At 47.3% G+C, this 23,670-nt stretch carries 25 protein-coding genes; 21 read left to right on the top strand and 4 right to left on the bottom strand.

The window, feature by feature from the left end; all coding sequences use genetic code 11:
• Positions 1-10: 10 nt before the first annotated feature.
• The 17 genes from rplF (at position 11) to prfA (ending at position 10,898) form a co-directional block, all read left to right on the top strand.
• The gene (gene rplF, locus NG795_RS23330) at positions 11-550 is read left to right on the top strand and encodes a 50S ribosomal protein L6 (protein ID WP_367291023.1); all 540 of its coding nucleotides are present in this window, start codon (positions 11-13) and stop codon (positions 548-550) included.
• A gap of 3 nt (positions 551-553) precedes the next feature.
• On the top strand, positions 554-916 hold the full coding sequence (gene rplR / locus NG795_RS23325; RefSeq protein ID WP_367291022.1) for a 50S ribosomal protein L18: 363 nt from the start codon (positions 554-556) through the stop codon (positions 914-916).
• A 143-nt stretch (positions 917-1,059) separates the two neighbouring features.
• Complete coding sequence (gene rpsE, locus NG795_RS23320; protein ID WP_261209067.1) at positions 1,060-1,584, top strand: 30S ribosomal protein S5; 525 nt, start codon at positions 1,060-1,062, stop codon at positions 1,582-1,584.
• Between the two features lie 51 nt (positions 1,585-1,635).
• Entirely contained in the window at positions 1,636-2,097 is a 462-nt protein-coding gene (gene rplO, locus NG795_RS23315; RefSeq protein ID WP_367291021.1) for a 50S ribosomal protein L15, read from the top strand.
• A gap of 70 nt (positions 2,098-2,167) precedes the next feature.
• On the top strand, positions 2,168-3,478 hold the full coding sequence (secY, locus tag NG795_RS23310) for a preprotein translocase subunit SecY (protein ID WP_367291020.1): 1,311 nt from the start codon (positions 2,168-2,170) through the stop codon (positions 3,476-3,478).
• On the top strand, positions 3,478-4,035 hold the full coding sequence (locus NG795_RS23305; RefSeq protein ID WP_367291019.1) for an adenylate kinase: 558 nt from the start codon (positions 3,478-3,480) through the stop codon (positions 4,033-4,035). Before secY ends, NG795_RS23305 begins: the two co-directional genes overlap by 1 nt.
• Before the next feature lie 251 nt (positions 4,036-4,286).
• On the top strand, positions 4,287-4,511 hold the full coding sequence (infA, locus tag NG795_RS23300) for a translation initiation factor IF-1 (protein WP_008191178.1): 225 nt from the start codon (positions 4,287-4,289) through the stop codon (positions 4,509-4,511).
• A gap of 113 nt (positions 4,512-4,624) precedes the next feature.
• Entirely contained in the window at positions 4,625-4,738 is a 114-nt protein-coding gene (gene rpmJ / locus NG795_RS23295; protein WP_006618079.1) for a 50S ribosomal protein L36, read from the top strand.
• A gap of 100 nt (positions 4,739-4,838) precedes the next feature.
• A complete protein-coding gene (rpsM, locus tag NG795_RS23290; protein WP_367291018.1) occupies positions 4,839-5,222 on the top strand; it encodes a 30S ribosomal protein S13 in 384 nt (127 codons plus the stop codon).
• Positions 5,223-5,312: 90 nt separating this feature from the next.
• Entirely contained in the window at positions 5,313-5,708 is a 396-nt protein-coding gene (gene rpsK, locus NG795_RS23285; protein WP_015148991.1) for a 30S ribosomal protein S11, read from the top strand.
• Between the two features lie 210 nt (positions 5,709-5,918).
• Entirely contained in the window at positions 5,919-6,869 is a 951-nt protein-coding gene (locus NG795_RS23280) for a DNA-directed RNA polymerase subunit alpha (RefSeq protein ID WP_367291017.1), read from the top strand.
• 151 nt (positions 6,870-7,020) lie between these two features.
• Positions 7,021-7,371, top strand: coding sequence for a 50S ribosomal protein L17 (rplQ, locus tag NG795_RS23275; RefSeq protein ID WP_261248920.1), 351 nt, complete (start codon positions 7,021-7,023; stop codon positions 7,369-7,371).
• A gap of 99 nt (positions 7,372-7,470) precedes the next feature.
• Positions 7,471-8,295, top strand: a complete 825-nt coding sequence (truA, locus tag NG795_RS23270) for a tRNA pseudouridine(38-40) synthase TruA (RefSeq protein WP_367291016.1) — start codon at positions 7,471-7,473, stop codon at positions 8,293-8,295.
• Positions 8,296-8,412: 117 nt separating this feature from the next.
• Positions 8,413-8,868 (top strand): 50S ribosomal protein L13, encoded by a 456-nt coding sequence (rplM, locus tag NG795_RS23265; RefSeq protein WP_367291015.1) that lies wholly within the window; start codon positions 8,413-8,415, stop codon positions 8,866-8,868.
• Positions 8,868-9,281 (top strand): 30S ribosomal protein S9, encoded by a 414-nt coding sequence (gene rpsI, locus NG795_RS23260; RefSeq protein ID WP_367291014.1) that lies wholly within the window; start codon positions 8,868-8,870, stop codon positions 9,279-9,281. The genes rplM and rpsI overlap by 1 nt, the downstream gene beginning before the upstream one ends.
• A gap of 154 nt (positions 9,282-9,435) precedes the next feature.
• On the top strand, positions 9,436-9,678 hold the full coding sequence (rpmE, locus tag NG795_RS23255; RefSeq protein ID WP_367291013.1) for a 50S ribosomal protein L31: 243 nt from the start codon (positions 9,436-9,438) through the stop codon (positions 9,676-9,678).
• A gap of 116 nt (positions 9,679-9,794) precedes the next feature.
• A complete protein-coding gene (gene prfA / locus NG795_RS23250) occupies positions 9,795-10,898 on the top strand; it encodes a peptide chain release factor 1 (RefSeq protein WP_367291012.1) in 1,104 nt (367 codons plus the stop codon).
• Positions 10,899-11,044: 146 nt separating this feature from the next.
• On the opposite strand, the gene NG795_RS23245 is transcribed toward prfA, so the two are convergent.
• The 3 genes from NG795_RS23245 to arsS form a co-directional block, all read right to left on the bottom strand.
• A complete protein-coding gene (locus NG795_RS23245; protein WP_367291011.1) occupies positions 11,045-11,704 on the bottom strand; it encodes a hypothetical protein in 660 nt (219 codons plus the stop codon).
• A 760-nt stretch (positions 11,705-12,464) separates the two neighbouring features.
• Positions 12,465-14,357 (bottom strand): hypothetical protein, encoded by a 1,893-nt coding sequence (locus NG795_RS23240; RefSeq protein WP_367291010.1) that lies wholly within the window; start codon positions 14,355-14,357, stop codon positions 12,465-12,467.
• A 300-nt stretch (positions 14,358-14,657) separates the two neighbouring features.
• Entirely contained in the window at positions 14,658-15,650 is a 993-nt protein-coding gene (arsS, locus tag NG795_RS23235) for an arsenosugar biosynthesis radical SAM (seleno)protein ArsS (protein ID WP_367291009.1), read from the bottom strand.
• 496 nt (positions 15,651-16,146) lie between these two features.
• On the opposite strand from arsS, the gene NG795_RS23230 reads away from it, so the two are divergent.
• The 4 genes from NG795_RS23230 (at position 16,147) to NG795_RS23215 (ending at position 20,179) form a co-directional block, all read left to right on the top strand.
• Entirely contained in the window at positions 16,147-17,694 is a 1,548-nt protein-coding gene (locus tag NG795_RS23230; RefSeq protein WP_367291008.1) for a mercuric reductase, read from the top strand.
• 66 nt (positions 17,695-17,760) lie between these two features.
• Entirely contained in the window at positions 17,761-18,732 is a 972-nt protein-coding gene (gene arsM / locus NG795_RS23225; RefSeq protein ID WP_367291007.1) for an arsenosugar biosynthesis arsenite methyltransferase ArsM, read from the top strand.
• A 91-nt stretch (positions 18,733-18,823) separates the two neighbouring features.
• Positions 18,824-19,492 carry a TVP38/TMEM64 family protein gene (locus tag NG795_RS23220; RefSeq protein ID WP_367291076.1) on the top strand — a complete coding sequence of 223 codons (669 nt, stop codon included), beginning with the start codon at positions 18,824-18,826 and terminating at the stop codon, positions 19,490-19,492.
• Positions 19,493-19,936: 444 nt separating this feature from the next.
• Complete coding sequence (locus tag NG795_RS23215; RefSeq protein ID WP_367291006.1) at positions 19,937-20,179, top strand: hypothetical protein; 243 nt, start codon at positions 19,937-19,939, stop codon at positions 20,177-20,179.
• Positions 20,180-20,385: 206 nt separating this feature from the next.
• Here NG795_RS23215 and NG795_RS23210 read toward each other — a convergent pair.
• A partial coding sequence (locus NG795_RS23210) for a putative Ig domain-containing protein (RefSeq protein ID WP_367291005.1) occupies positions 20,386-23,670 on the bottom strand: 3,285 nt, incomplete at its 5' end.

The following is a 23,670-nucleotide window of genomic DNA, read 5'->3' as shown; positions in this document are numbered from 1 at the left end:
GAGGAAAACTATGTCTCGTATTGGTAAACGCCCCATTAATATACCGGCCAAAGTCGTTGTATCCATTGATGGGCAAAAGGTTTCCGTTAAGGGGCCAAAAGGCGAACTTTCCCGAGAGCTACCCGCTGAAGTCATCATTGAACAAGAAGGCGAAAGCATCCAAGTCACCCGTCGGGACGAGTCTCGCGCCGCCCGTCAACGTCATGGATTGTGCCGTACCTTGATCGCCAACATGGTTCAAGGGGTCTCCGAAGGATTTCAAAAACGACTGGAAATTCAAGGGGTGGGCTATCGTGCTCAAGTCCAAGGGCGCAACCTAATTCTCAACGTTGGGTATAGCAACCCCGTAGAAATTAACCCCCCCGAAGGCATCTCTGTCGCCGTTGAAAATAACACCAACGTGATTATCAGCGGCATCAACAAAGAAATTGTCGGCAATACTGCCGCCAAAATTAGGGACGTCCGTCCCCCCGAACCCTATAAAGGTAAGGGAATTCGCTATGCAGGCGAACAAGTCAGACGCAAGGCAGGGAAGACAGGGAAGAAATAAACTATGAAGCTGACTCGCAGTGAATCTATTGAACGCCGTCATCGGCGCGTGCGACGTCGGGTCATCGGCACCCCAGAACGTCCTCGGTTATCTGTATTTCGCTCTCACCAGCATATTTATGCTCAAGTGATTGACGATACCCAACACCAAACCCTAGCGGCTGCATCCACCCTTGATCCGGCATTGAAAGCCGAATTAGAAACCGGAGCCACTTGTGATGCATCGGCCAAAGTCGGCAAACTAATCGCCGATCGCGCCCGGGAAAAAGGCATTCAAAAGGTCGTCTTTGATCGCGGTGGTAACCTGTACCACGGTCGGGTTAAAGCCCTCGCAGAAGCGGCCCGTGAAGCGGGTTTAGAGTTCTAAAAAGTTCTAAAGTCGCCTAAGTTTCGGCAGTGGCGCGTTGCCCGTCGCACGGGATAATTTCGTCCACAAGAGCGATCAACACCGAGCGACCGCAAACGCACCAACCCCGAACGAATAGCAACAATCATTCCTGACAAAAAACTATGGCAGAACGTCGTAAAAAAAACGCCCGCACTCGGGAAAAAGAAACAGATTGGCAAGAGCGGGTCGTACAGATTCGCCGGGTTACCAAAGTCGTCAAAGGTGGTAAAAAACTCAGCTTCCGGGCGATCGTTGTCGTCGGTAACGAACGCGGTCAAGTCGGAGTCGGTGTGGGTAAAGCCAGTGACGTGATCAGCGCCGTCAAAAAAGGCGTCGCCGATGGCAAAAAGCACCTGATTGAAGTGCCCCTGACCAAAGCTAACTCCATTCCTCACCGTGTCGATGGCAGTGCCACCGGAGCCAAAGTGATGATGCGTCCAGCCGCACCAGGGACCGGGGTAATTGCCGGGGGTGCAGTGCGGACCGTCCTCGAATTAGCCGGAGTTCGCAATATTCTTGCCAAACAGTTGGGGTCTAACAACCCCCTGAACAATGCTAGAGCTGCGATCGACGCCCTCGTGAGTCTGCGAACCTTGTCTGAAGTCGCTGATGAGCGTGGCATTTCCGTTGACAAGCTGTACGCCTAATCCATTGCCATCAGCCTGAACCGAGTCAAGTTACAGACACAGGGGAGAAAAATGAGAATTCATGAAATAGGACCCAAGGCCGGGTCTAAAAAACGCAAACGGCGTTTGGCTCGCGGTATTTCTGCCGGTCAAGGGGCCAGCGCCGGTAAAGGGATGAGAGGTCAAAAAGCTAGAGCCGGGGGTAGCACCCGTCCTGGGTTTGAAGGGGGACAACAGCCCCTGTACCGCCGTTTGCCTAAGCTCAAGCACTTTCCGCTCGTCAATCGCAAAGAATACACTACGATTAACGTAAGTAAGTTGGCATCATTGGCCGCTAACAGTGAAGTGACGTTAGCGTCCCTGATGGAAGCGGGCATTGTCACCACCAATGATGGGCCGCTGAAAATCTTGGGAGATGGGGAACTGAATGTTCCGCTGAATGTAAAAGCTGCTGCGTTTACCGCAGGGGCTAAAGCCAAGATTGAAGCTGCCGGTGGAACTTGTGAAACCAGTGATGCCAAATCTATCAGGTGATATGACCTTACGGGCATTGATCCTAGACAAGGACACGGAGCGCTGCAATGAACAGTAGAGGTACTCCTTAATGGTTGTTAGTCGAGATAAAGCACCAACCGCTCAGGAGACTTTCATGCAGATGGCTAGAGCAGCGGGCCTGCGAGGTCGGCTGCTCCTCACCATTGGTATGTTAGTTTTGGTGCGCTTAGGCATTTGGATTCCAGTTCCTGGGATTAATCGTGAGGCATTTCAGGCCAATATTGATGGCAGCCCGCTGATTGGTTTTTTGGACCTGTTTTCTGGGGGTGGCTTGCGAGCTTTAGGGATTTTTGCCCTAGGGATCCTGCCTTATATTAATGCCTCCATTATTATGCAATTACTGACCTCAGCTCTTCCTTCTTTAGAAGATTTACAAAAAAATGAAGGGGAAGCAGGTCGGCGCAAAATCTCTCAGATTACTCGGTATGTCGCCTTGGGATGGGCATTGCTGCAAAGTACCGGCATTGCTCTGTGGGTTGGCGCTTTTGCCGAAACCCCGGATCCAGGTGTTTTATTCTACGTCCAAACTGCGGTGGCATTGACCACTGGCTCCATGTTTGTGATGTGGGTATCTGAGCTGATTACGGAACGCGGGGTGGGCAATGGCGCTTCTTTATTGATTTTTGTCAATATTGTGGCGGTTCTCCCGAATTCTTTGGGACAAACTCTGGCCCAGGCTCGGGAAGACCAAGCGATTGTTGGTCCGGTTTTGATTCTGATGCTGGTCTTTTTAATTACGATTGTTGGGATTGTTTTTGTCCAAGAAGGGACCCGACGAATTCCGATTATTTCGGCCCGTCGTCAGGTCGGACGGAAGCTTTACCGGGAAAAAAGTAGCTATCTTCCTTTGCGGTTAAATCAAGGGGGGGTGATGCCGATTATTTTTGCATCGGCCGTGTTAATTTTGCCAGCTTCTTTGGCTCAATTTACGAAGAATGAGTTGCTGATTACCATTTCGTCTTATTTGAGTCCAAATGGTCCAGCTCCTTTTGTTTATGGGGCGTTTTATTTGACGTTAATTCTGTTTTTTAGCTATTTCTACGCTTCATTGATTGTCAATCCCGTAGATATGGCTCAAAATTTGAAGAAAATGGGGGCTAGTATTCCGGGGATTCGTCCAGGAAGGGCGACGACGGAATATGTGGAGCGGGTACTGAACCGATTAACGTTTTTGGGAGCGATTTTTCTGGGGATGGTGGCGATCGTCCCAACTGCTGTAGAAAGTGCCACGGGTGTGCGGACTTTCCAGGGGTTTGGAGCAACTTCTCTGCTGATTCTGGTGGGGGTGGCGATCGATACGGCCAAACAAATTCAAACCTATGTGATCTCCCAGCGCTATGAAGGAATGGTGAAGCAATAGTGACAAGACTAATTTTTTTGGGTCCTCCTGGAGCGGGGAAGGGAACTCAAGCTCAGATCCTCTCCGAATCTCATCATATTCCCCATATTTCAACGGGGGATATCTTGAGGGCCGCCGTTGAGCAACAGACTGATCTGGGAAATCAGGCTAAGGCTTATATGGAGCGTGGGGAGTTGGTCCCGGATTCGCTGCTGTTAGATCTAATTCGCGATCGCCTAACTCAACCGGATGCCACTCAAACGGGATGGATTTTGGATGGGTTTCCCCGGAATGTGGCTCAAGCTGAGTTTTTAGATCATCTTCTGGATGATATTCAGCAAGAGTGTAAGTCAGCCATTAGTTTGGAAGTCCCCGACAAACAGTTGATTGATCGGTTACATGGCCGAGGACGCAGCGATGATGGGGATGAGACTATTGCCCGTCGTTTACGGGTGTATTATGCCCAAACGATTCCGGTGATTGACTATTATCGAGAGCGGGGTCGGCTGATTGCTATCAATGGCAATTCGCCTATCGAGGCAGTTGCGGCGATTCTGAAAAAAGTAGTCACCAGTTGAAAAAAATGCCACCGGGAAACGGGGTTCAAATGCCGGAGTTACTCAGTTACGATCGCTGCTGTTTCCAGTGGTAGTGACTGGTGTAACTTCCCCCGGGCCTGGGTCGATCCGGCGCGATTTTTGCTAAGATATGTGACGGGCTGCTCACTCAGCTATTCGTGAAAAATCTTTCTTCAGTGCGATCGCCTTGTGATCGCGATGGATCGCCCGAGCGCTCTTGACTGTATTTCTAGCATTGAGGTAAAAAAAACTTGGCTAAACAAGATCTAATCGAGATGGAAGGGACGGTGACTGAATCCCTCCCGAATGCGATGTTTCGGGTAGACCTAGATAATGGGTTTAACGTACTCGCTCACATCTCGGGGAAAATTCGCCGGAATTACATCAAAATTCTTCCCGGCGATCGCGTCAAAGTAGAACTGACCCCCTACGACTTAACCAAAGGTCGCATCACCTACCGTCTTCGTAAGAAGTAAGGATTCTTTCTAGCTTATCCCTAAAAATCCTGATAAAAACAAGTCGGTCCTATTTTTGTCATTTCTGACAAAAATTGATATAATATGAAGTTTGTAGCGCTGCTCAAAGAGAAATGAAAGTCCGAGCATCCGTCAAGAAGATTTGCGAGAAGTGCCGCGTCATTCGTCGTCGCGGTCGAGTCATGGTGATTTGTTCCAATCCAAAGCACAAACAACGTCAGGGTTAAATTAAAACCCGTCCAATCCATTCAAATGCCCTAAATTCTGGCATTTAGAATAGCTTACCGTTGTAGAAACATACTAACCAGTAAGAGGGAGAAAACAAGCGTGGCACGAATTGCCGGAGTAGATCTTCCTCGCGATAAGCGAGTTGAGATAGGTCTACGATACATTTATGGGATTGGGCCAACGCGAGCCCAAAAAATTTTGGAGCGGACTGGAGTCAATCCAGATACCCGAGTCAAAGATTTAACCGATGCCGAAGTCACCACCCTCCGGGAAGACTTAGAAAAAAATTACGAAGTCGAGGGGGATCTCAGACGCTTAGAGTCCATGAACATCAAGCGTTTGATGGACATCGGCTGCTATCGGGGTCGCCGTCATCGCATGGGACTCCCGGTGCGGGGACAAAGAACTCGGACCAATGCCCGAACCCGTCGAGGCGGAAGGCGCACCGTGGCAGGCAAGAAAAAAGCCCCTTCCAAGAAGTAAGAACGATTCAATCTCGAATCAGGTTCGGCTTCATCGAGCCGAACTTCTTACTGACTCTCAGTCATTTAAACCTTCACTATTGCGATCGATATGGCGCGACAAACAACCAAAAAAACTGGCTCGCGGAAGCAAAAAAGGAATGTGCCTAATGGCGTGGGTTACATTCAGTCCACCTTTAATAACACCATTGTCACAATTACCGATCCTAGCGGAGAAGTAATTTCTTGGGCAACCAGTGGTTCTAGTGGCTTTAAAGGCGCGAAAAAAGGAACTCCCTTTGCCGCTCAAACCGCAGCCGAGAACGCAGCACGCCGTGCAGTTGAGCAGGGAATGCGTCAAATTGAGGTCATGGTTAGTGGTCCCGGCTCAGGCCGAGAAACTGCCATCCGTGCCCTCCAAGGTGCGGGCCTAGAAATCACCTTGATTCGGGACGTTACCCCCATTCCGCACAATGGCTGCCGTCCACCCAAGCGCCGTAGAGTTTAAACATTGGCTCAATTAGCCTTGGAAAAAACGAAGTCAGACAAACAAGATTCGGACATCAGGATTGAGTGGAGATGAGGGATTTAAAACAAATAACTCCTGAATCATCACTCCGAGTGATAGTCAAATCCTCAGTCAATGAGGAGCGAGTCAGCATTAAACGAGGGAGGCTAAACTGGCCTTCGATGGATCGAGGAGAAGGGAGGTCACTCCGTGGCGCAGTTTCAGATTGAGTGTGTAGAGTCAAACACCGAAAGAGACCAGTCCCAGTATGGCAAATTCTTACTGGAACCGTTAGAACGGGGTCAAGGCACAACGGTAGGGAATGCCCTGCGCAGAGTGCTACTTTCTAACTTGGAAGGGACAGCCGTAAGCGCCGTCCGAATTGCCGGTGTCAATCATGAGTTTGCCACAATTGATGGCGTCCGAGAAGATGTTCTGGAAATTTTACTGAACATGAAGGAAGTCGTCCTCAAAAGCTACTCACCGCAACCGCAAATCGGACGATTACTGGTTCAAGGTCCTGCAACGGTAACGGCAGGTCGGTTTGATTTACCCTCAGAGGTCGAGTCGATGGATCCCAACCAGTATATAGCCACCGTTGCCGAGGGTTCTACCTTAGAAATGGAATTTCGGGTGGAAAAGGGCAAAGGATATCGAGCAGTGGACCGGAGTCGAGATGAAAACGCGGCTTTAGACTTTCTGTTGATAGATGCTGTATTTATGCCCGTTCGCAAGGTCAACTACAGTGTTGAAGATGCACGGGTAGGCGGCTCTTTGGAGAAAGACCGATTGATCATGGAAATCTGGACCAATGGCTCAATTTCGCCCCAAGAGGCGTTGAGTCAATCGGCCAGCATCCTAGTGGATCTGTTTTCTCCACTCAAAGATATCACGATCGAGTCAATGCTCGAAGAATCGCCGACCGAAGCCGACCCGACCAGTCAAATTCCGATTGAAGAATTGCAACTTTCCGTGCGAGCTTACAACTGTCTCAAACGGGCGCAAATTAACTCAGTCGCTGATCTACTCGACTACAGTCAAGAAGATCTCTTAGAAATCAAAAACTTCGGTCAAAAGTCGGCAGAAGAAGTCATCGAAGCATTGCAAAAGCGCTTAGGGATTACCTTGCCCCAAGAAAAGTCAGCTAAAACCAGCACTTAAGCGGCCAAGTGTCAAGTGTTAAGTGTAAAGTCTGAAACCCTCTGACTTCATCCTTTACACTTCACACTTTTGACTTCCCTAAAGTCAGGGTAAGCGCTTATAATTTATAGTTCATCCTTTATCGTTCAACTTACATCGTTGATACTTGATTATGCGCCACCGTTGTCGCGTTCCCCTATTAGGTAAGCCTGCCGATCAGCGTAAAGCTTTGCTCAGAGCGCTGACTACAGAGCTACTTCGTCATGGTCGCATCACGACCACTAAAGTTCGAGCTAAAGCCGTTCGCTCCGAAGCTGAACGGATGATTACCTTAGCCAAAGATGGGTCCTTACCCGCTCGTCGTCAAGCGATGGGTTATGTGTATGATAAACAGCTCGTTCATGCCCTGTTTGAAAAAGCTCAAGAGAGATATGGAAATCGCCAAGGCGGTTACACTCGAATCATGAGAACGGTTTCCCGCAGAGGAGACAATGCCGACATGGCAATTATCGAGCTAGTCTAAGCGAATCTCAGGATTTTTAGACGCCCAGGTTTTAGTCTTTTTAATTCTAAAATCTTCGCGCTAAACCCTCATGTTTCCTATAAATCCTCCAATCCTACGATGCTGACCCAAAGAATTGCCCTGGTCATTCAATACCTGGGCACTCATTTTCATGGGTGGCAACGGCAACCAAACCAAAGGACGGTACAGGAGGAAATCGAAACCGTACTGGCCGGGGTCCTCAAGCAACCCACTCGCGTGATTGCTGCCGGAAGAACGGATACAGGGGTTCATGCAGCCGCTCAAGTGGCTCATTTTGAAGCCAGCAGTCCGATTCCACCGGAGCGATGGGCGGGGCTACTCAATAGCCGTCTCCCCAACGATATTTTGATCCGGGCATCGGCGGCGGTAGACTCCCAGTGGCACGCTCGATTTTCGGCGGTTTCCCGTCGTTATCGATACATCCTCTATACCGACAAGCAACCGAACTTGTTCGTGCGCCCGTTTTCTTGGCATTATTATTATGCACCCCTGGATGAATCTTTGATTCAAGAAGCCCTGAACCCTTTGGTGGGTCATCATCATTTGGCAGCCTTTCACCGGGCTGGGTCGCAGCGCCAGCATTCCTGGGTAGAGGTACAGGAAGCCAAATGCGATCGCCAGGGTCCATTCGTTCAGATCGAAGTGCAAGCCAATGGGTTCCTCTATGGGATGATGCGGCTACTGGTTGGCTTGCTGGTTGAGGTCGGGACATCGGAGCGAGACCCTTCATCCTTCAAAGACCTGTGGGTGAATGAGCGTCGCTCCGAAGTTAAATATGCTTCCCCCGCCCAAGGTCTATGCTTATTGCGAGTGGCCTATCCTGAATCTCCCTTTCCCCCTGACATTTGGTGGGATACGATGCCAGAGTTTGTCCTGAGTCCCTCCGTTATGAAGCTGCCATAGAGCTTTCATTCAATATTCAGTCCAAGGTCCGGCGAAGCAAGGGGCATCATTGAGGTAGTCGCCTCCTTTGCAACCCATTAGCCCAGCTCATTGATAACTGATACCTACAAACTAACCATGAACAAAACCTACCTTCCACCACAAGGCTCCATCGAGCAAAAGTGGTATGTCATCGATGCCGCCAACCAGCGTCTGGGTCGGTTGGCTGTGGAAATCGCCCGCATCCTGCGCGGTAAAAATAAACCCACCTATACCCCTCACATGGATACAGGTGATTTTGTGATCGTGGTCAACGCTGAAAAAATTGAAGTCACCGGCAAAAAACGCACCCAAAAACTCTACCGCCGCCATTCCGGTAGACCGGGCGGCATGAAAACCGAGACCTTTGCCAAACTGCAAAATCGCTTGCCCGAGAGAATCATCGAGCAAGCAGTCAAGGGAATGCTACCCAAAAATAGCTTGGGACGTCAGTTGTTCACCAAGTTGAATGTGTATGCCGGGAGTGAGCATCCTCACGCCGCTCAAAAACCTGAAACTTTGACCATCAACACTATTCCAGGAGGTAATTCTTAATGCAAGGAATCCAACAAAGTGGCCGCGTTATGTATTGGGGTACGGGCCGTCGGAAATCTTCCGTCGCCCGAGTGCGCCTCGTTCCGGGTAACGGCACCGTGACCATCAATGGCAAAACAGCAGAAATCTATCTCCAGTACAACGCCGGGTACCTGGGTGCAACCAAAGCCCCCCTGGAAACCCTCGGACTGGAAAATGAATATGACGTCCTGGTGAATGTCCGGGGCGGTGGGTTAACGGGACAATCGGAATCGATTCGTTTAGGCGTCGCTCGTGCGCTGTGCGAACTCGATCCTGAAAATCGCCATCCTCTCAAGGTGGAAGGCTATCTCACCCGGGACCCTCGTGCCAAAGAACGGAAAAAATATGGTCTTCGCAAAGCTCGGAAGGCCCCTCAATACTCCAAGCGGTAAGGTCATTGGTCAATGGTCGTTGGTCATTGGTCAGTGGTCATTGGTCATTGGTTCTTGGTCATTGGTTCTTAGTCTTTCCCAAAGGACAAATGACAAATGACATAGAAAGCTAAAATAAAACAGAACAAGCGACGGGTTCAAGGAGAACAAAACCATGCCAAAACCAGGAATTCATCCAGAATGGTATCCAGAAGCTAAAGTCATTTGCAACGGTGAAGTTGTCATGACCGTGGGTTCGACTAAGCCGGAAATTCATGTAGATGTCTGGTCCGGAAATCATCCTTACTATACCGGCACCCAAAAGGTGATCGATACTGAAGGACGGATTGAACGCTTCCGTCGGAAGTACGGGATGACCTCGACCAGTGGAGATGGCGGTCAAAATACTAAAAAGTAGCTCGGGTATTTTAGCTGTTAGCTGTGAGGAATAGCAAATTGATATTTTGCTATGGTTTAATCAGCTAACCGCTAGAAATCCACGCGCTCCCTACTTTCTAGACTGAGGACTGCTCTATGGCCGAAACTTATCTACTCGATAAATTAAAATCTGTTGAACAAACTTTTCACGAATTGACTCGACGGATGGCGGATCCCGATATCGCCAGAGACCCGAACGAGTTTCAAAAAGTGGCAAAAGCCCGCTCCTCTTTGGAGGCAGTGGTGAATACTTATGAAAATTGGAAAAATACGGAAGCGGAGTTGATTGGCGCAAGGCAGGTCCTCAAGGAAGCCAGTAGCGATCTGGAATTGCAACAGATGGCAGCCTTGGAAGTAGCGGAACTGGATGAGCAGTTAACCCAGCTTGAAACCAGGCTGAAGGTTTTGCTGCTGCCTCGGGACCCGAATGATGATAAAAACATCATGCTAGAAATTCGGGCTGGAACTGGGGGCGATGAAGCCAGTATTTGGGCGGGAGATTTGGTGCGGATGTATTCGCGCTATGCCGAAACCCAAGGGTGGCGCGTGAAGATGTTGAGTGAGTCCACGGCGGATATGGGTGGATTTAAAGAAGCGATCCTGGAAATTCAGGGAGAGCAGGTTTATAGCAAGCTCAAGTTTGAAGCGGGAGTGCATCGGGTGCAACGGGTCCCCCTGACGGAAGCTGGAGGTCGAGTTCATACTTCTACGGCAACGGTTGCGGTGATGCCGGAGGTGGATGAGGTGGAGATCCATATTGACCCGAAGGAGATTGAACTGACGACGGCGCGATCGGGTGGCGCTGGGGGTCAAAACGTTAACAAGGTGGAGACGGCGGTGGATTTGTTCCACAAGCCGACGGGGATCCGGATTTTCTGTACGGAGGAGCGATCGCAGCTTCAAAACCGGGAACGAGCCATGCAGATTCTGCGGGCGAAGTTGTACGATTTGAAGTTGGCGGAACAACAGGAAGCGGTGACTTCGATGCGCCGATCGCAGGTGGGAACAGGTGCGCGATCGGAAAAGATTCGCACTTACAATTACAAGGATAACCGGGTTACGGATCACCGCCTGGGCCAGAATTTTACTCTGATGAGTACCCTGGAAGGGGATATCGAGGAAGTGATTCAATCTTGCATCAGTCAGGATCAGCAGGAACGGTTAGAGGAACTTGCTGCTTCGACGACCACAACGGTGTAGTTGACAAATTAACCGTTTTGGGATATTGAGGATGGCAAATTATCGGCTATCTTTGCAACAAAAAGCGAGAAACCAGTTCTCGCTTTTTTTGTGGGCGATCGCCTCAGCAGGGTGATCCACTGGATGCGGCGATCGCTACGATGTTGTTAGAGTCGAGACATTAGATGCCGCCACTGTTGAGGAAAGGGGTGACGGATAAAGACTTCTGCAGCCTGTTGATAATGAGAGAAGGACCGGGCGAGATTATCGAGGCGATCGCCCTGTAAGCGCTCACTATAAGCCAATGCGAGATTATCATGGGTGGCTCCCCAGCGGTGGGATTGGAGGCGACTGCAGGGCAACATGGGGAGGGCCGTTTCACCACAGGCGATCGCAATTTCGATAAAGTGGGCTTTTTTCCCTTCGGAATAGTTCCAAATTTGGCCGCCTAGATTAACCAGGACTGTAGCCAACTCAATGGCTTGTTTTTGGTTCAGAGTGGGTAAAATGCCGATGACAACCCGAGAGAGACGTTCAGCAAAGCGATCGCTGAGGAGTTCGTCATGCCTTGCCAAGGTGGGGTAAAGGGCTGTAGGGTTGCCCTGGACGTTTTCCATTTCCTGTAGAACGGTGGCTAAAAACCGAGTGGTTTGGCGATCGGTGGAGTGATAGAGGGCGATCGCCTCTGTGAGTGTACGCTGGCGATCGGTCGATTCCTGTCCATCCCTAGGTATCCATCCTGAATTGTGGCGTTCTAGGGCCGCTTTGAAGCCATGAGAATTCTGTCGTCGTCTACTGGGAAGGTTGGCAAGGGTTCGCTCGTACATGATTCGGTTCCTCCGCTAATTTCTTACGTCATTTTCTGCCGATTTCGCTAGTTGATACCGGGTTATGGTGGGGGTGGCGCGATCTAATGATCCGTGGGGATTAAAGGCGATCGTAGCCAGTCCCCTTTTCAATTTTTAATCTTTTGGGGTCGGGATGAAATCCTCCAAATGGCAGATTTTCTACATTTTTGGCTGGATTGAAGGAATGCTTTTTCTATTTATATTGACCGATATGTCCTTCCTTATCCGTATATTTTTTCAGTAAAAAATAGCAAAAAATTTTTAGGGAGTTTATCCATTTTTTTTAAAACTTTTTAGAGAGTTTTGAAGGGCAACGGTAAAAATAGATACCGAATCCTAGAAAAAATAAGTTTATCCTCATTGGGGTAAAGGGATGAATTCCCGAAAGCTGTGGAAAACTATAGAGGATAATGGATGTTACAGGGACTCAGTTTTGGCCCTTCGGAAATGGCGGCTCAAAAACCTGATTTCTGACCCTTCGTTTCCATGAACAGCCCTACAGTTAGAAACCCGGTTTTTGAGTATTTGTTTTGAGGGTAGATTATTGACAGAGTGTTCAACAACACTTCATCCACTTGGGCGAGAGTAAAAGACCCCCCAGGTTAAGTGCTAAAAGTAAATTTGCTTCTATCAATTTGAGACAATCAGACAGATCGATTTCATCTAGTCTGGGTCCAGGAGCTTGACTGTCTCCAAGCAAACCTGTTAAATTAGGTGTATCAAACTACTGGAGAATGTATTAGCCGTAATAATTGTTGATCAATTCCTTTAGGCTTTTACTATTAGAAACAAGTTGCTTTGGGCTGTTTTTAGGATTCCAATCGAGCCTGTTCAGCTCATCGCGAAAAGTTATCCAGTAAGGCTTTAAATGCTCCCTAAATTCCTTACTCAGGTTACAAGATTTTTTAAATAATTCTTCAAAATTTTTATAGCAATTCCATGAAAAGTAAATCTGATCATTTTCAAAAAAAGCTTCTAAAATATTCTTCCATTGCTCTGGAGTTAAGTTTTCAGCAATTTTAACTATCATTATAGAATGTGTTTCAGCAGAGTCAAATCTGTTAGAATTTACAAATTTATTGATTAAAGCTCCAGTATTATTTTTTAGTAAAACTTTAATTTGCTCCTCGTCAATTACATTCCAATATTGTCGGGGCAAAGATAAAAAATCATTAAATGATACTTCTTCAAACGATTGATAAACAGATTTATTAATTAAATCTATTACATTCGTTTTAAATTCACATTTTAAATATTTATAAACAGATTTTAACTCTATTAATGGCTCTATGTTTTTTGATAAAAGTAAATTTTCTGAATTTGAAGCATAGCTTTTAGAGATCTTCACCTCTAACTCAGAATCGATTAGATCAAAAACCCACTGCTCTAGGTTGGGATAATATAAAATCTCTATTAATTCCTTTAGAGAAGAGTCCTTAATTTTGTTATTTATATAAAATTTAATGGTTTCATCTGAGCTGAATGAAGAATCAGCTATCATTGATAGTAACTCATCTAAAGTAGCTTGCAAAGATAAATCTCGTAGAATAGGAAGGATTATCTTTTCTTTAAAGACTTCATCCTTGCAAATTTCCTTTAATGAAAGTAAATCCATTAAAGGGATATGAAATTTTTGGATTACTAATTCTTTTAAAAACTCTATTTGAGAGGCTTTTATTAATATCAATAAAAATTTTTCTGACAATTCCTTTGGTTTATAAAATTTTGTTAAAAAACTTTGATTGGCTTGATAAATTTCAAGTTTATCTATATAAGATTGTGCTTTTAATCTACAGGGTTCACTCAGGAAGTCCCAAGCCGTAATGCTGCCCAGATAAATAATGGTTTTATCCCACTTTTCGTCTGTAACTTTATTAATGATAATATCAGATAATTTATCATTTAATATATCTCTGGTTTGTTGAGGATACATAATTGATACAGCATTCAGAGCGGAAAATTGACGTAATTTCTCATCTTCTGAGCGCTCTTTTATTAATAAGTCTGTTGTCAAGCCAAGAACGATATCTCTGACTAAAGTCAATCGAGCACGAGCCAAAGGACCTTTTTGAAAATATTTACTTGCTGATTCTGGATCTGTTGGAAAGTATTCTGATTCAATATCCTGAAAAATTCTATCACGAGCAGCACGTCCTTGGACAGGTGGACGCGCTAAAAGATGGGTTACTGCACTTCTCAAGTGGTAACGTGCTAGTTCGGCTGTTGCTTCAAATGGCTCCTCTAAAGAAGTCATGGAAGGATGAGCACATCGGCTGCGGTCTTCAAACAACCTTTTAATATCTGATTGCTCTACAGTTGAAATTAACTCAAATTTTGTGAGCGCCACTTCTGGAATGTCAGACTCAAATTTCCAAAGCTCTTTAAACTTATTACCTGAACTTCTAAATTTATCAAATTCTTGGAGTAATCTCTCCGCTTCTTTATCTCCAAAAAGCTCTAACTCTCTCAGCTTGTGTAGAAAGTCAAAAACTACTGCATTCCAGGTTGCCACAATACAAGAACGAAATGCACCAGCACGATAACAGGAAACGGCTTCTTGAATAAATTTTCTCGATACCTTGTCTCTGCATCGTAATATCAGTTCATCTAAGTCGATAAAGACTTCGTGCATATCATCAAAATGGGTAAGTTAAACGTGAATTATAGGTTTTCTATGGTAGAAAATAAATTTTTGGGTCCTGGGTGTACTATTAAGCAACCGCCCTACAGACAAGTTGTAAGCTACTACCGCGACAGGCAATATAATAGCATTATAACTATCCTCAGCAGCCTTTGGTCCAGCACTTGCGGTCTAACTCGGGTCTGATGGGTGTTATCCGGTAACTAGGGGATAACACCCCGAGTTAGGGCTTTGATGGTCGCTGGCGGGATAGAAACGACAGACCTACTAATACCTTGCCAACTCGGTTTGTCAGTCTACCAAAGCGCCGCCACAACTCGATCCACATCCAGCGGTGCATCCGTAACAGAAGGTAGCGGTTTTTACCTCGGTGAGTAAATCTAAACGGCCTGCGGATAATAGTTTTGCTACGGTGAGGGTTTCGCCATTGGCCGTTTTTGCCGGAATGCCTTCCATTTGATTAAAATCGCAGTCATAAATATTGCCTAAATAGTCGATAGACAGTTCATTGCGACACATCAGATGGGGAACAGTTTCGAGATTGAAGTTATCCTCTAGGAACTGTAAGTAAGGTTGATGAAGTTGTTGGCGTTGGAGATATAACTTGGTGCGGCCAATGGGTAAATTTGTGATGGTCAACAACTGGTTAAATCTTATGCCGTAATGTTCAGCCAAGTAAGTTTTATAATCGGCTTCTAATTTCTCTTGGGGTGGGGGTAAATAAAATTGGTCGCGAGAGGTGGGTAGAGATGGATTATAGACTAAGTTTAAAATTAACTGAGGATCTGAGCCATAGCCTAACTCATTGAGTAACTTTATCCCTTGAATGGAGCGTTCATAAACCCCATTACCCCGCATTTTATCAACATTTTTAGATAAATAGCAAGGAAGCGATGCCACAACTTGTAATTGATGTTGGGCAAAATAGGCAGGTAAGTCGGCAAAACCTTTTTCAAAAAATATTGTCAGGTTGGAACGAACAATTACCTGTTTTTTCGTCGCACGAGATGCCTCAACTAAGGGCTTAAATCCATAGTTCATTTCCGGTGCGCCCCCGGTGATGTCTACGGTTTGAATCGAATCAAAGCGATGAATTAATTCAATTAGTTGGTCACAGACTTCCGAGGAAAGTTCTTCGGTGCGATTGGGTCCGGCTTCTACATGACAGTGAATGCAAGCCTGGTTACAGCGCTTTCCTAAATTAATTTGTAAAACTGTAATTTCATTTTTCGTTAAAGGGGAACCGATTTTATGAGAAAATGGAGTAATAACCGTTTGAACCATGAATCGCTCCTGAGTGTTGTTTTTATTGAGATTCGGGGGTCTGGGATGTGGAAAGGATTGAGAAACTCCAGCATATCCTGAGTCAAATCCCCAGCTTACGCGGTTGATGAAGTTTCCCTCTGAATGAGAGCCACTGCCGCCGGTTCAAGCAAGGGACTGGCTATTTCGCCAAACCTCCAGGCAGAAATTCCATTATGCCAAAATATTTCCGGCTGCAAATAATTGGGTCTATTTTCGGTTGAGTTTAAGTCGGTTGAGACGAATCAACTGCTTGCCGAATTGTCTCCAGACCCCAATCTTACGATGCAACGGGGGCTTTTCGGAATTGTGCAAGCCGTCTGTTTAGGCATGAGTCGGAGCATCTTGCTGGCGAGGAGTCTTAGGGAGCAAGATGGTCAACCAAATTAAATGTTATTGTCATAATGATTTAAACACCGGATATGTTGCTAGGTGTTTGCCCTTTGTCATCTCTTAAATTTAACAAATTAATCCCTAAATGACCATTTCAATTGAACAAGCACCAGCTCTCCAACCGTTAGATGAGTACAATCAATCCCTAATGTCTCATGTTCATCCCATCGATTGGGTCAATCCTTCCCCTGTGGACCGTTATGATTTAGTTGTGATTGGCGCGGGAACTGCTGGACTGGTGGTGGCGGCAGGTGCTGCCGGGTTAGGTTTGGGATTAAAAGTTGCCCTGATTGAAAAAAGCTTGATGGGGGGGGATTGCCTGAATGTCGGTTGTGTCCCCTCTAAATGTCTAATTCGCTCATCCCGGGTGGTGGCGCAGATGCGAGAGGCGACTGCATTTGGGATTCAGTCTCCAGATGTTATTGATATTGATTTTGCGGCAGTGATGCAGCGAATGCGGCGCATTCGGGCGGGAATTAGCCATCATGATTCTGCGGAACGGTTTCGGAATTTAGGCATTGATGTATTTTTAGGACGGGCTGAGTTTGTGGAGAGTGGCGCGATCGCCGTTAAAACAACCCGCCTCCCATTTAAAAAAGCAGTAATCGCCACCGGTGCTCGTGCCACTCGTCCTGAAATCCCTGGATTAGCAGAATCTGGTTATTTAACCAATGAAACTGTCTTTTCCCTCACCGAATGTCCCCCTCGATTAGCGGTGATTGGGGGAGGTCCTATTGGATGCGAACTCGCCCAGGCATTTCAACGCCTTGGCAGTCAAGTTACTTTATTTCATAAGCATGGACATCTGCTTGATCGCGAAGATGCCGATGCGGCGGAAATAGTCCAACAACAGTTATTACAGGACAATCTGAAGTTAGTTCTAGATTGCACTTTAGAAAAGGTGGAAACAACCAATGCTGGTAAAATCATCCATTACCGGCAAAATGATAAAATTAACACCGTAGTTGTAGATGAAATTCTAGTTGGGGCTGGACGGACTCCCAATGTTGATGGCTTGAATTTAGAGGCGGTTGGGGTTAATTATGATGCCCGTCGGGGTGTGGTTGTGGATGACTATTTGCAAACCACCAATCCGCGCATTTATGCGGCGGGTGACATTTGCATGAACTGGAAATTTACTCATGCAGCGGATGCAGCGGCGCGAATTGTGATTAAAAATACCTTGTTTTCTCCTTTTGGGTTAGGACGAAGTAAACTGAGTAGTTTAGTGATGCCTTGGGTGACCTATACTGATCCAGAGATTGCTCATGTGGGATTGTATGAGAAGGATGCGCAAGAGAAGGGTTTAGAAACCAATACGATTACCATTCCTTTGAGTAACGTCGATCGCGCTTTGGCGGATGGGGAAACGGAAGGGTTTGTCAAAATCCTCCATAAACGCGGTTCTGACCAAATTCTAGGGGCAACCATTGTGGCGCGTCATGCTGGGGAAATGATTAGTGAAATCACCTTGGCGATCGCCACTAAACAGGGACTCAGTGCCTTATCCACCGTGATTCATCCCTATCCCACTCAGGCAGAAGCGATTAAAAAAGCTGCCGATGCCTATCGGCGCACCTTACTCACCCCTCGCACTCAATCCCTACTGAAGCTATTAACCAAATTCAGTTGAACTATCTCCGTTAATCGGCTATTTTTGAATTAATTGCTGATTTTTTTATTCACCTCAACCTAATTTATGAGCTATTTAGAAACAACTGCCCAATTCTACGCCGAAGCTGCCGAAACCCCGCAAGAGGGACTCTGTTGTGTTAGCACTCCACCGCTGCAATTACCGGGATTAAAAATTCCCAAAATCATGCAGCAGATGAACTATGGCTGTGGTTCAACGGTTCATCCCACCGAGTTATTTGGAGAACCCAGGGTTCTTTATATTGGCGTCGGCGGTGGCATCGAAGCCCTTCAGTTTGCTTATTTCTGTCGTCAACCGGGAGGAGTGATTGCTGTCGATCCCGTGTCAGAAATGCGGGAAGCGGCGACGCGAAATTTACAGATTGCTGCAAAAGAAAATGCCTGGTTTAATCCGGAATTTGTACAAATTTTGGCGGGAGATGCGTTTGCCTTACCCGTGCCGGATGCTTCCGTGGATGTAGTAGCACAAAACTGTTTGTTTAATATCTTTGAACCGGCGGATTTGCAACAGGCATTATCCGAAGCATATCGCGTCTTGAAACCCGGGGGAAGATTGATTATGAGTGACCCGATCGCCACCCGTCCCATTCCTCCTCATCTCCAACAAGATGAACGATTACGCGCCCTTTGCTTATCCGGTGCACTCTCTTACGAAGAGTACATTCAACACTTGATTGGGGTCGGGTTTGGTCAAATCGAAATTCGCGCCCGTCGTCCTTATCGCCTGTTGGATACTCAGAATTATAATCTGGATGAACCCCTACTCTTAGAAAGTTTAGATTCTGTCTCCTTCAAAGTGCCAATTCCTGATGATGGCGCTTGTGTTTTTACCGGCAAAACTGCCATTTATGCCGGAGAAGAAGCGATGTTAGATGATGGCGCGGGACATTTACTGCAACGAGGCATTCCAGTGGCAGTTTGTGACAAAACTGCTGCAAATTTAGGACAGAAATTTCCTGCCAATCTCATGATGATTACTGAATCGACTTGGTATTACACCGGCGGCGGATGCTGCTAAAACAATGAATATGCCCCCAAATCGGATATAATCACAGAGAAGAATTAAGAGGATGTCTTGGGTGGGAATAAGTGCAGTTACCTATTTTTTAATGACCACGCCTGCCTTGGCAGAAAGTGGGGGAGGGTCAGACGGATTCAACCTGCAACAACTGTTCCTGAATGCGTTAACTTGGATTGAAGGTTTGGGGGTGGTAGGTGGTATTGCATTTATCGCCATTTATATTGCGGCAACGGTTGCCTTTTTACCGGGGTCGATTCTGACGTTGGGTGCAGGAGTCGTGTTTGGGGTGGTACTGGGTTCGGTGTACGTTTTTGTTGGGGCAACTTTGGGGGCGATCGCAGCTTTTTTAGTCGGGCGCTATCTGGCAAGAGGGTGGATTAGCCAAAAAATTGAGGGCAATCAAAAATTTGCGGCGATTGATAAAGCGGTTGCCAGAGAAGGGTTAAAAATCGTCCTCCTGACTCGTCTTTCCCCCATTTTTCCCTTTAATCTATTGAATTATGCCTTTGGGATTACGGGGGTTTCTTTGAAAGACTATAGTTTGGGTTCAATTGGCATGATTCCCGGAACGGTGATGTATGTTTATATTGGCTCTTTAGCTGGGGATTTGGCAAGAATTGGTACAGAAAATCAACCGACTAATCCAAGTATTCAATGGGGCATTCGTATCTTGGGCTTAATCGCTACTATTGCCGTGACGCTTTACGTCACCCGAATTGCTCGCCAAGCTTTGGATGAAAAAGTGGCAGATGAATAGTAGATTTAGAGCAAGTTTTGAAAATACTTATCACAAAATTTATCACAAATTAAGAGCTAGATATAAAACTTTCTATGCTACAATATTGGGTAAAATTTATCATTTTTTGTTGAAGTTATTGATTTAAATAAAGCCGCAGATTTTTTAATTCATTTACACAAAAAACAATCTATACGGCGGACGATTGGCGAATTACCCATAAATTGAATTGCGTAAATCATATTAAACTGTAATGATACTGCCCTATAAAATTGTAATTTTCCGTATAAATTTCAACACAATTTTATCAAATTTATTAACTTGAAAGAAAATTTTAATTAGATTAAATTAGGGTCAAGATGACCGAATTGGGTTTTTAAAATTACTCTGGGGATAGATGACAGGGGGGGTTCAACTAGAGAAACTAAGAGTAAATTCTTAGATAAAATAGAGGGACAACGTTTGATGAATAATCGACCTAGAAACCCAACCCCACGCGATCGCCAGGTGGCAGAGGAAGCCATCTCTCACGAAGAGGCCAATTTTACGGAAACTCCTACGGGACGAAAACTGGTCAGACAAGCCCAAATGATTGGTGGATTTTTACTGCTGATTGGGGCGGTCCTGTTTGGACTATTGGTGGCTTCTTTCCCGACGGGAGAGGAATCCCCGGCTAATCCCGATACCCCCAATCAAATCACCCCGTAAGAACGGTTAAAATCGGTCTATTCAACCCCAATCAACTCCGAGTATCAAGGGCGATCGCCCTCGGAACCAGGAGCCCAGGTTGTGGATTGATTCGCGATCGCCTGGAGGTCTGTTTTTTTGAGTCTCTTAACATTAAACATCAGCAAATCGGGGGGGTTCCCTCTTTACAGGAACCCCCCCGAACATTACCGCTCAAACTGAGATAATCATCCGATTACGGAAATACCATCTTGAGCGATCGCCTCCTCCACCCACAACTGGGCTTTGCCCGAGGTATAAACATTGTAGGTATCGTTGCCGATCGCCTGAGCAGCCCCAGCAACCCAATTGCCCGATGCAGTCACAGCGTTGGTCTCTTCTCCCGTCACAATCACACGATTGCGCCGGTCCGAAAGGTGAAGAACATGAATCTGATCCAGGTTCAAGCTATTGTTGGCACCATTGAGATCAATCGTCTCGATGTCGTGAATCCGATTATCAGCAATCGTCGTCAAATCGAAAGCAAAATTATCCCCATCCAGACGGAGAGAGTCCTCTCCACTGCCGCCCTCCAGGCGACGGAAGTCACTATCAGCAACCGTGATGAGATGGTTTCCAGAACCGCCATAGATGACGTCAGCACCCCCGCCACCAATCAGGGTATCGTCCCCTTGTGCGCCGATGATCACATCTGCCGCAGCAGTTCCAGTCAACGAATCGTTACCGATACCGCCATGCTGGGTGACAGCACCTGTGAAATCGCCACCATACATGATGTATGTTTCCCCAGCATTATCCCGGGTACCGTTGGGACCATCCCCTTCCGGAGCACCGACGAGCACATCATCGAACCCGTCGCCATTAACATCGCCAGCGCTGACCGATCGCCCGGTCCGATTGTTAGCCTCAATCCCATAGAGGGTAAACCCGTTGGTGCCATCAATCTGCTCCAAATCGAGGGATGCGTTAAAGGTAGTGCCGCCAAAGAGAACGTAACTTTGACCCGCTTCCTGTTCACCCTCCAAACCCGGTGCTAAAGAAGCGTTAATAATCAGGTCATCATAGCCATCACCGTTGATATCTCCTGCATTAGACACGGACCTGCCGCTCAAGTCACCGGCATTGATACCGGAGATAGTAAACCCATTGGTTCCATTTAGAGTACCCAGGTCAAGGGTAGGCGGTAAGTTAGTGGAGCCAAAAATCACATAACTCTCCCCAGCTTCATCATTGGCCCCTTGAGCGCCAATAATCATGTCATCCAAGCCATCGCCATTGATATCTCCCGCGTTGCTCAGTGCTCGGCCACTCAAATCACCAGCATTGATACCCGAGATGCGGACACCATTAGTGCCGTTTATGTCTGCCAGGTCAACCGTGGCATTAAAAGTGGGACCCCCGTAGACAAGATAGGTTGCTCCAACCTCGTCACCGCCATCGTCATCGGATTGGGGAGCGCCAATCAGCAGGTCATTATAACCATCACCGTTGATATCTCCGGCACTCCGGGGCGATCGACCACTGCGTTCACCCGCCTGAGCACCGAACACGGTAAACCCATTCGTCCCATCGAGTTCCAAGTTGGCAAGGTCCATCTCGGCGTTAAAAGTGTCAGCTCCACCAAAAATGACATAAGTTTCTCCCGCATCCGGCCTTGTATTATTAGGCCCATCGGCACTAAACGCCCCAATCAGCAGGTCATCCACACCATCGCCATTAATATCACCGGCGTGGACATCCCGACCACTCTGGTCTCCTTCTTCGCGACCAAAAATAGTAAAGCCATTGGTACCGTCCAGGGTAGCGAGGTCTATAGGGGCATCAAACTGATTACCGCCAAAGATGATATAACTTTCTCCCGCGTTCTCCCTGTCATTATTAGGCCCATCGGCAAAGCGCGAGGCCACCATAATGTCGTCAAAGCCATCGCCGTTGATATCCCCGGCATTGCTGACTGCTCGTCCGATCGCGTCGTCTTTGTCAACACCGTAGATTGCAAAGCCATTGCTTCCGTTTAGGTCCCGTAAGTCTATTTGGGGGCCGATGTCGGGACCACCGAAGAGAACATACGCTCGCCCAGCGCTTTTGGTGCCGTCAGGGCGATCGCCAAAGCGCGTACCAATTAAGATGTCATTAAAGCCATCGCTGTTGATATCCCCAGCAGAAGAGACATTTCTGCCGCTCAAATCACCGGGGTTCTCACCGTAAATGACCAATCCCCCATAGCCTAATGTCATGTTGCTTAAGCTAATATCTGGGCCAGGAAGGGGGGAAATTGCCTCAGCAAATGCCACCTCTGCGTTCGGTTGCCCTTGGTCAACGGCTGTGATCTGCGCGCGATTGGGAATCGTTCCCCAGCGTGAGAGGATACCCGAGATAGTCAGGGTTGTAGTTTCTCCCCCTTCTAACCGAGGAATGGTCCAAACATCCGCAGTCGGGTCATAGGTGTTCCCTTCCGTCGGCGTGAAGGTAACGTCGGTCAGCCAGTTGGGTAATGATTCAGTCACCGTGATTCCTGTGGCGGGCGTCCCCCCTTGATTCGTTAAGGTGACGGTATAGCTGAGTTCTTCTCCAATCGTCGCCTCTGGATCGCTGACGGTTTTGGTGATTTCCAAAGCAGCCGGAGGTGGAAACTCTACGGTTGCAATTGCAACCGGACTCTGATTAATTCCATCACTGACTACGATTTCGATATTACGAGGGGTGAGGTCGGGGTTCTCGGCGGTGTTGTTGTACCGGATCCGTTGTAGCACTCGCTCGTAATTTTCTACATCATCATCGCCGGTGAGGGTTACTACGCCATTTTCAACGGTGGCTGTAATATTTGTCCCTTCTGTATCGACGATGAGTTCTTCCGCATCCCCGTCGATCAGGTTAGCGATCTCAATAGTGGCACTGGTGAGGGTGTTATTTTCTGGATCCGGGTCAGTCACCCGACTCTTTTCGGCGATCGGCACTCCCTCCGCTTCCGGATCAAAGGTCACTGTCGTATCCACCCCGGGTGCCTCCGGATTCAGGTTGACCTCTGGCCGAATATTCTCATCAATGCCTTCATCAACCACCAGTGCAAAGGTATTCGGGACCTGATTTCCTTGACCATCATCCGCCGTGAGCCGAATTTCTAGATTCTCCACATCTTGCTCATCCGGTGTGCCACTCAAGGCCCCGGTTTCTGGGTCAAAGCTCAGCCAATCGGGTAACGGTGAACCATCGGCCAAGGTTGCCGTAACGGTTAACGGGTCCCCTTCAGGATCCGTAAAGGTCTCCTCGGGAATTGCAAAGCTAAATGCTTCTCCGGCTGTAGCATTTTGGTCCGGTATAGGAATCGTTACCTCCGGTGCCCGGTTTTCTGCGATATCTTCATCAACCACCAGTGCAAAGGTATTCGGGACCTGATTGCCCTGACCATCATCCGCCGTGAGCCGAATTTCTAGGTTCTCCACATCTTGCTCATCCGGTGTGCCACTCAAGGCCCCGGTTTCTGGGTCAAAGCTCAGCCAATCGGGTAACGG

Origin of the sequence: Laspinema palackyanum D2c, from assembly GCF_025370875.1 — a bacterium.
Classification (GTDB): domain Bacteria; phylum Cyanobacteriota; class Cyanobacteriia; order Cyanobacteriales; family Laspinemataceae; genus Laspinema; species Laspinema palackyanum.
This window is presented reverse-complemented; position numbering and strand designations above follow the sequence as displayed.

Bases quoted from the DNA above. Each gene is read 5' to 3' on its own strand.
- NG795_RS23230 (WP_367291008.1), top strand. From the start codon at position 16,147: ATGACCATTTCAATTGAACAAGCACCAGCTCTCCAACCGTTAGATGAG.
- rpmJ (WP_006618079.1), top strand. From the start codon at position 4,625: ATGAAAGTCCGAGCATCCGTCAAGAAGATTTGCGAGAAGTGCCGCGTC.
- NG795_RS23215 (WP_367291006.1), top strand. From the start codon at position 19,937: ATGAATAATCGACCTAGAAACCCAACCCCACGCGATCGCCAGGTGGCA.
- rplR (WP_367291022.1), top strand. From the start codon at position 554: ATGAAGCTGACTCGCAGTGAATCTATTGAACGCCGTCATCGGCGCGTG.
- rpsK (WP_015148991.1), top strand. From the start codon at position 5,313: ATGGCGCGACAAACAACCAAAAAAACTGGCTCGCGGAAGCAAAAAAGG.
- rpsI (WP_367291014.1), top strand. From the start codon at position 8,868: ATGCAAGGAATCCAACAAAGTGGCCGCGTTATGTATTGGGGTACGGGC.
- rpsE (WP_261209067.1), top strand. From the start codon at position 1,060: ATGGCAGAACGTCGTAAAAAAAACGCCCGCACTCGGGAAAAAGAAACA.
- arsS (WP_367291009.1), bottom strand. From the start codon at position 15,650: ATGGTTCAAACGGTTATTACTCCATTTTCTCATAAAATCGGTTCCCCT.
- NG795_RS23245 (WP_367291011.1), bottom strand. From the start codon at position 11,704: ATGTACGAGCGAACCCTTGCCAACCTTCCCAGTAGACGACGACAGAAT.
- NG795_RS23240 (WP_367291010.1), bottom strand. From the start codon at position 14,357: ATGCACGAAGTCTTTATCGACTTAGATGAACTGATATTACGATGCAGA.
- rplM (WP_367291015.1), top strand. From the start codon at position 8,413: ATGAACAAAACCTACCTTCCACCACAAGGCTCCATCGAGCAAAAGTGG.
- rpmE (WP_367291013.1), top strand. From the start codon at position 9,436: ATGCCAAAACCAGGAATTCATCCAGAATGGTATCCAGAAGCTAAAGTC.
- prfA (WP_367291012.1), top strand. From the start codon at position 9,795: ATGGCCGAAACTTATCTACTCGATAAATTAAAATCTGTTGAACAAACT.
- rplQ (WP_261248920.1), top strand. From the start codon at position 7,021: ATGCGCCACCGTTGTCGCGTTCCCCTATTAGGTAAGCCTGCCGATCAG.
- NG795_RS23220 (WP_367291076.1), top strand. From the start codon at position 18,824: ATGACCACGCCTGCCTTGGCAGAAAGTGGGGGAGGGTCAGACGGATTC.
- rplO (WP_367291021.1), top strand. From the start codon at position 1,636: ATGAGAATTCATGAAATAGGACCCAAGGCCGGGTCTAAAAAACGCAAA.
- rplF (WP_367291023.1), top strand. From the start codon at position 11: ATGTCTCGTATTGGTAAACGCCCCATTAATATACCGGCCAAAGTCGTT.
- secY (WP_367291020.1), top strand. From the start codon at position 2,168: ATGGTTGTTAGTCGAGATAAAGCACCAACCGCTCAGGAGACTTTCATG.
- arsM (WP_367291007.1), top strand. From the start codon at position 17,761: ATGAGCTATTTAGAAACAACTGCCCAATTCTACGCCGAAGCTGCCGAA.
- truA (WP_367291016.1), top strand. From the start codon at position 7,471: ATGCTGACCCAAAGAATTGCCCTGGTCATTCAATACCTGGGCACTCAT.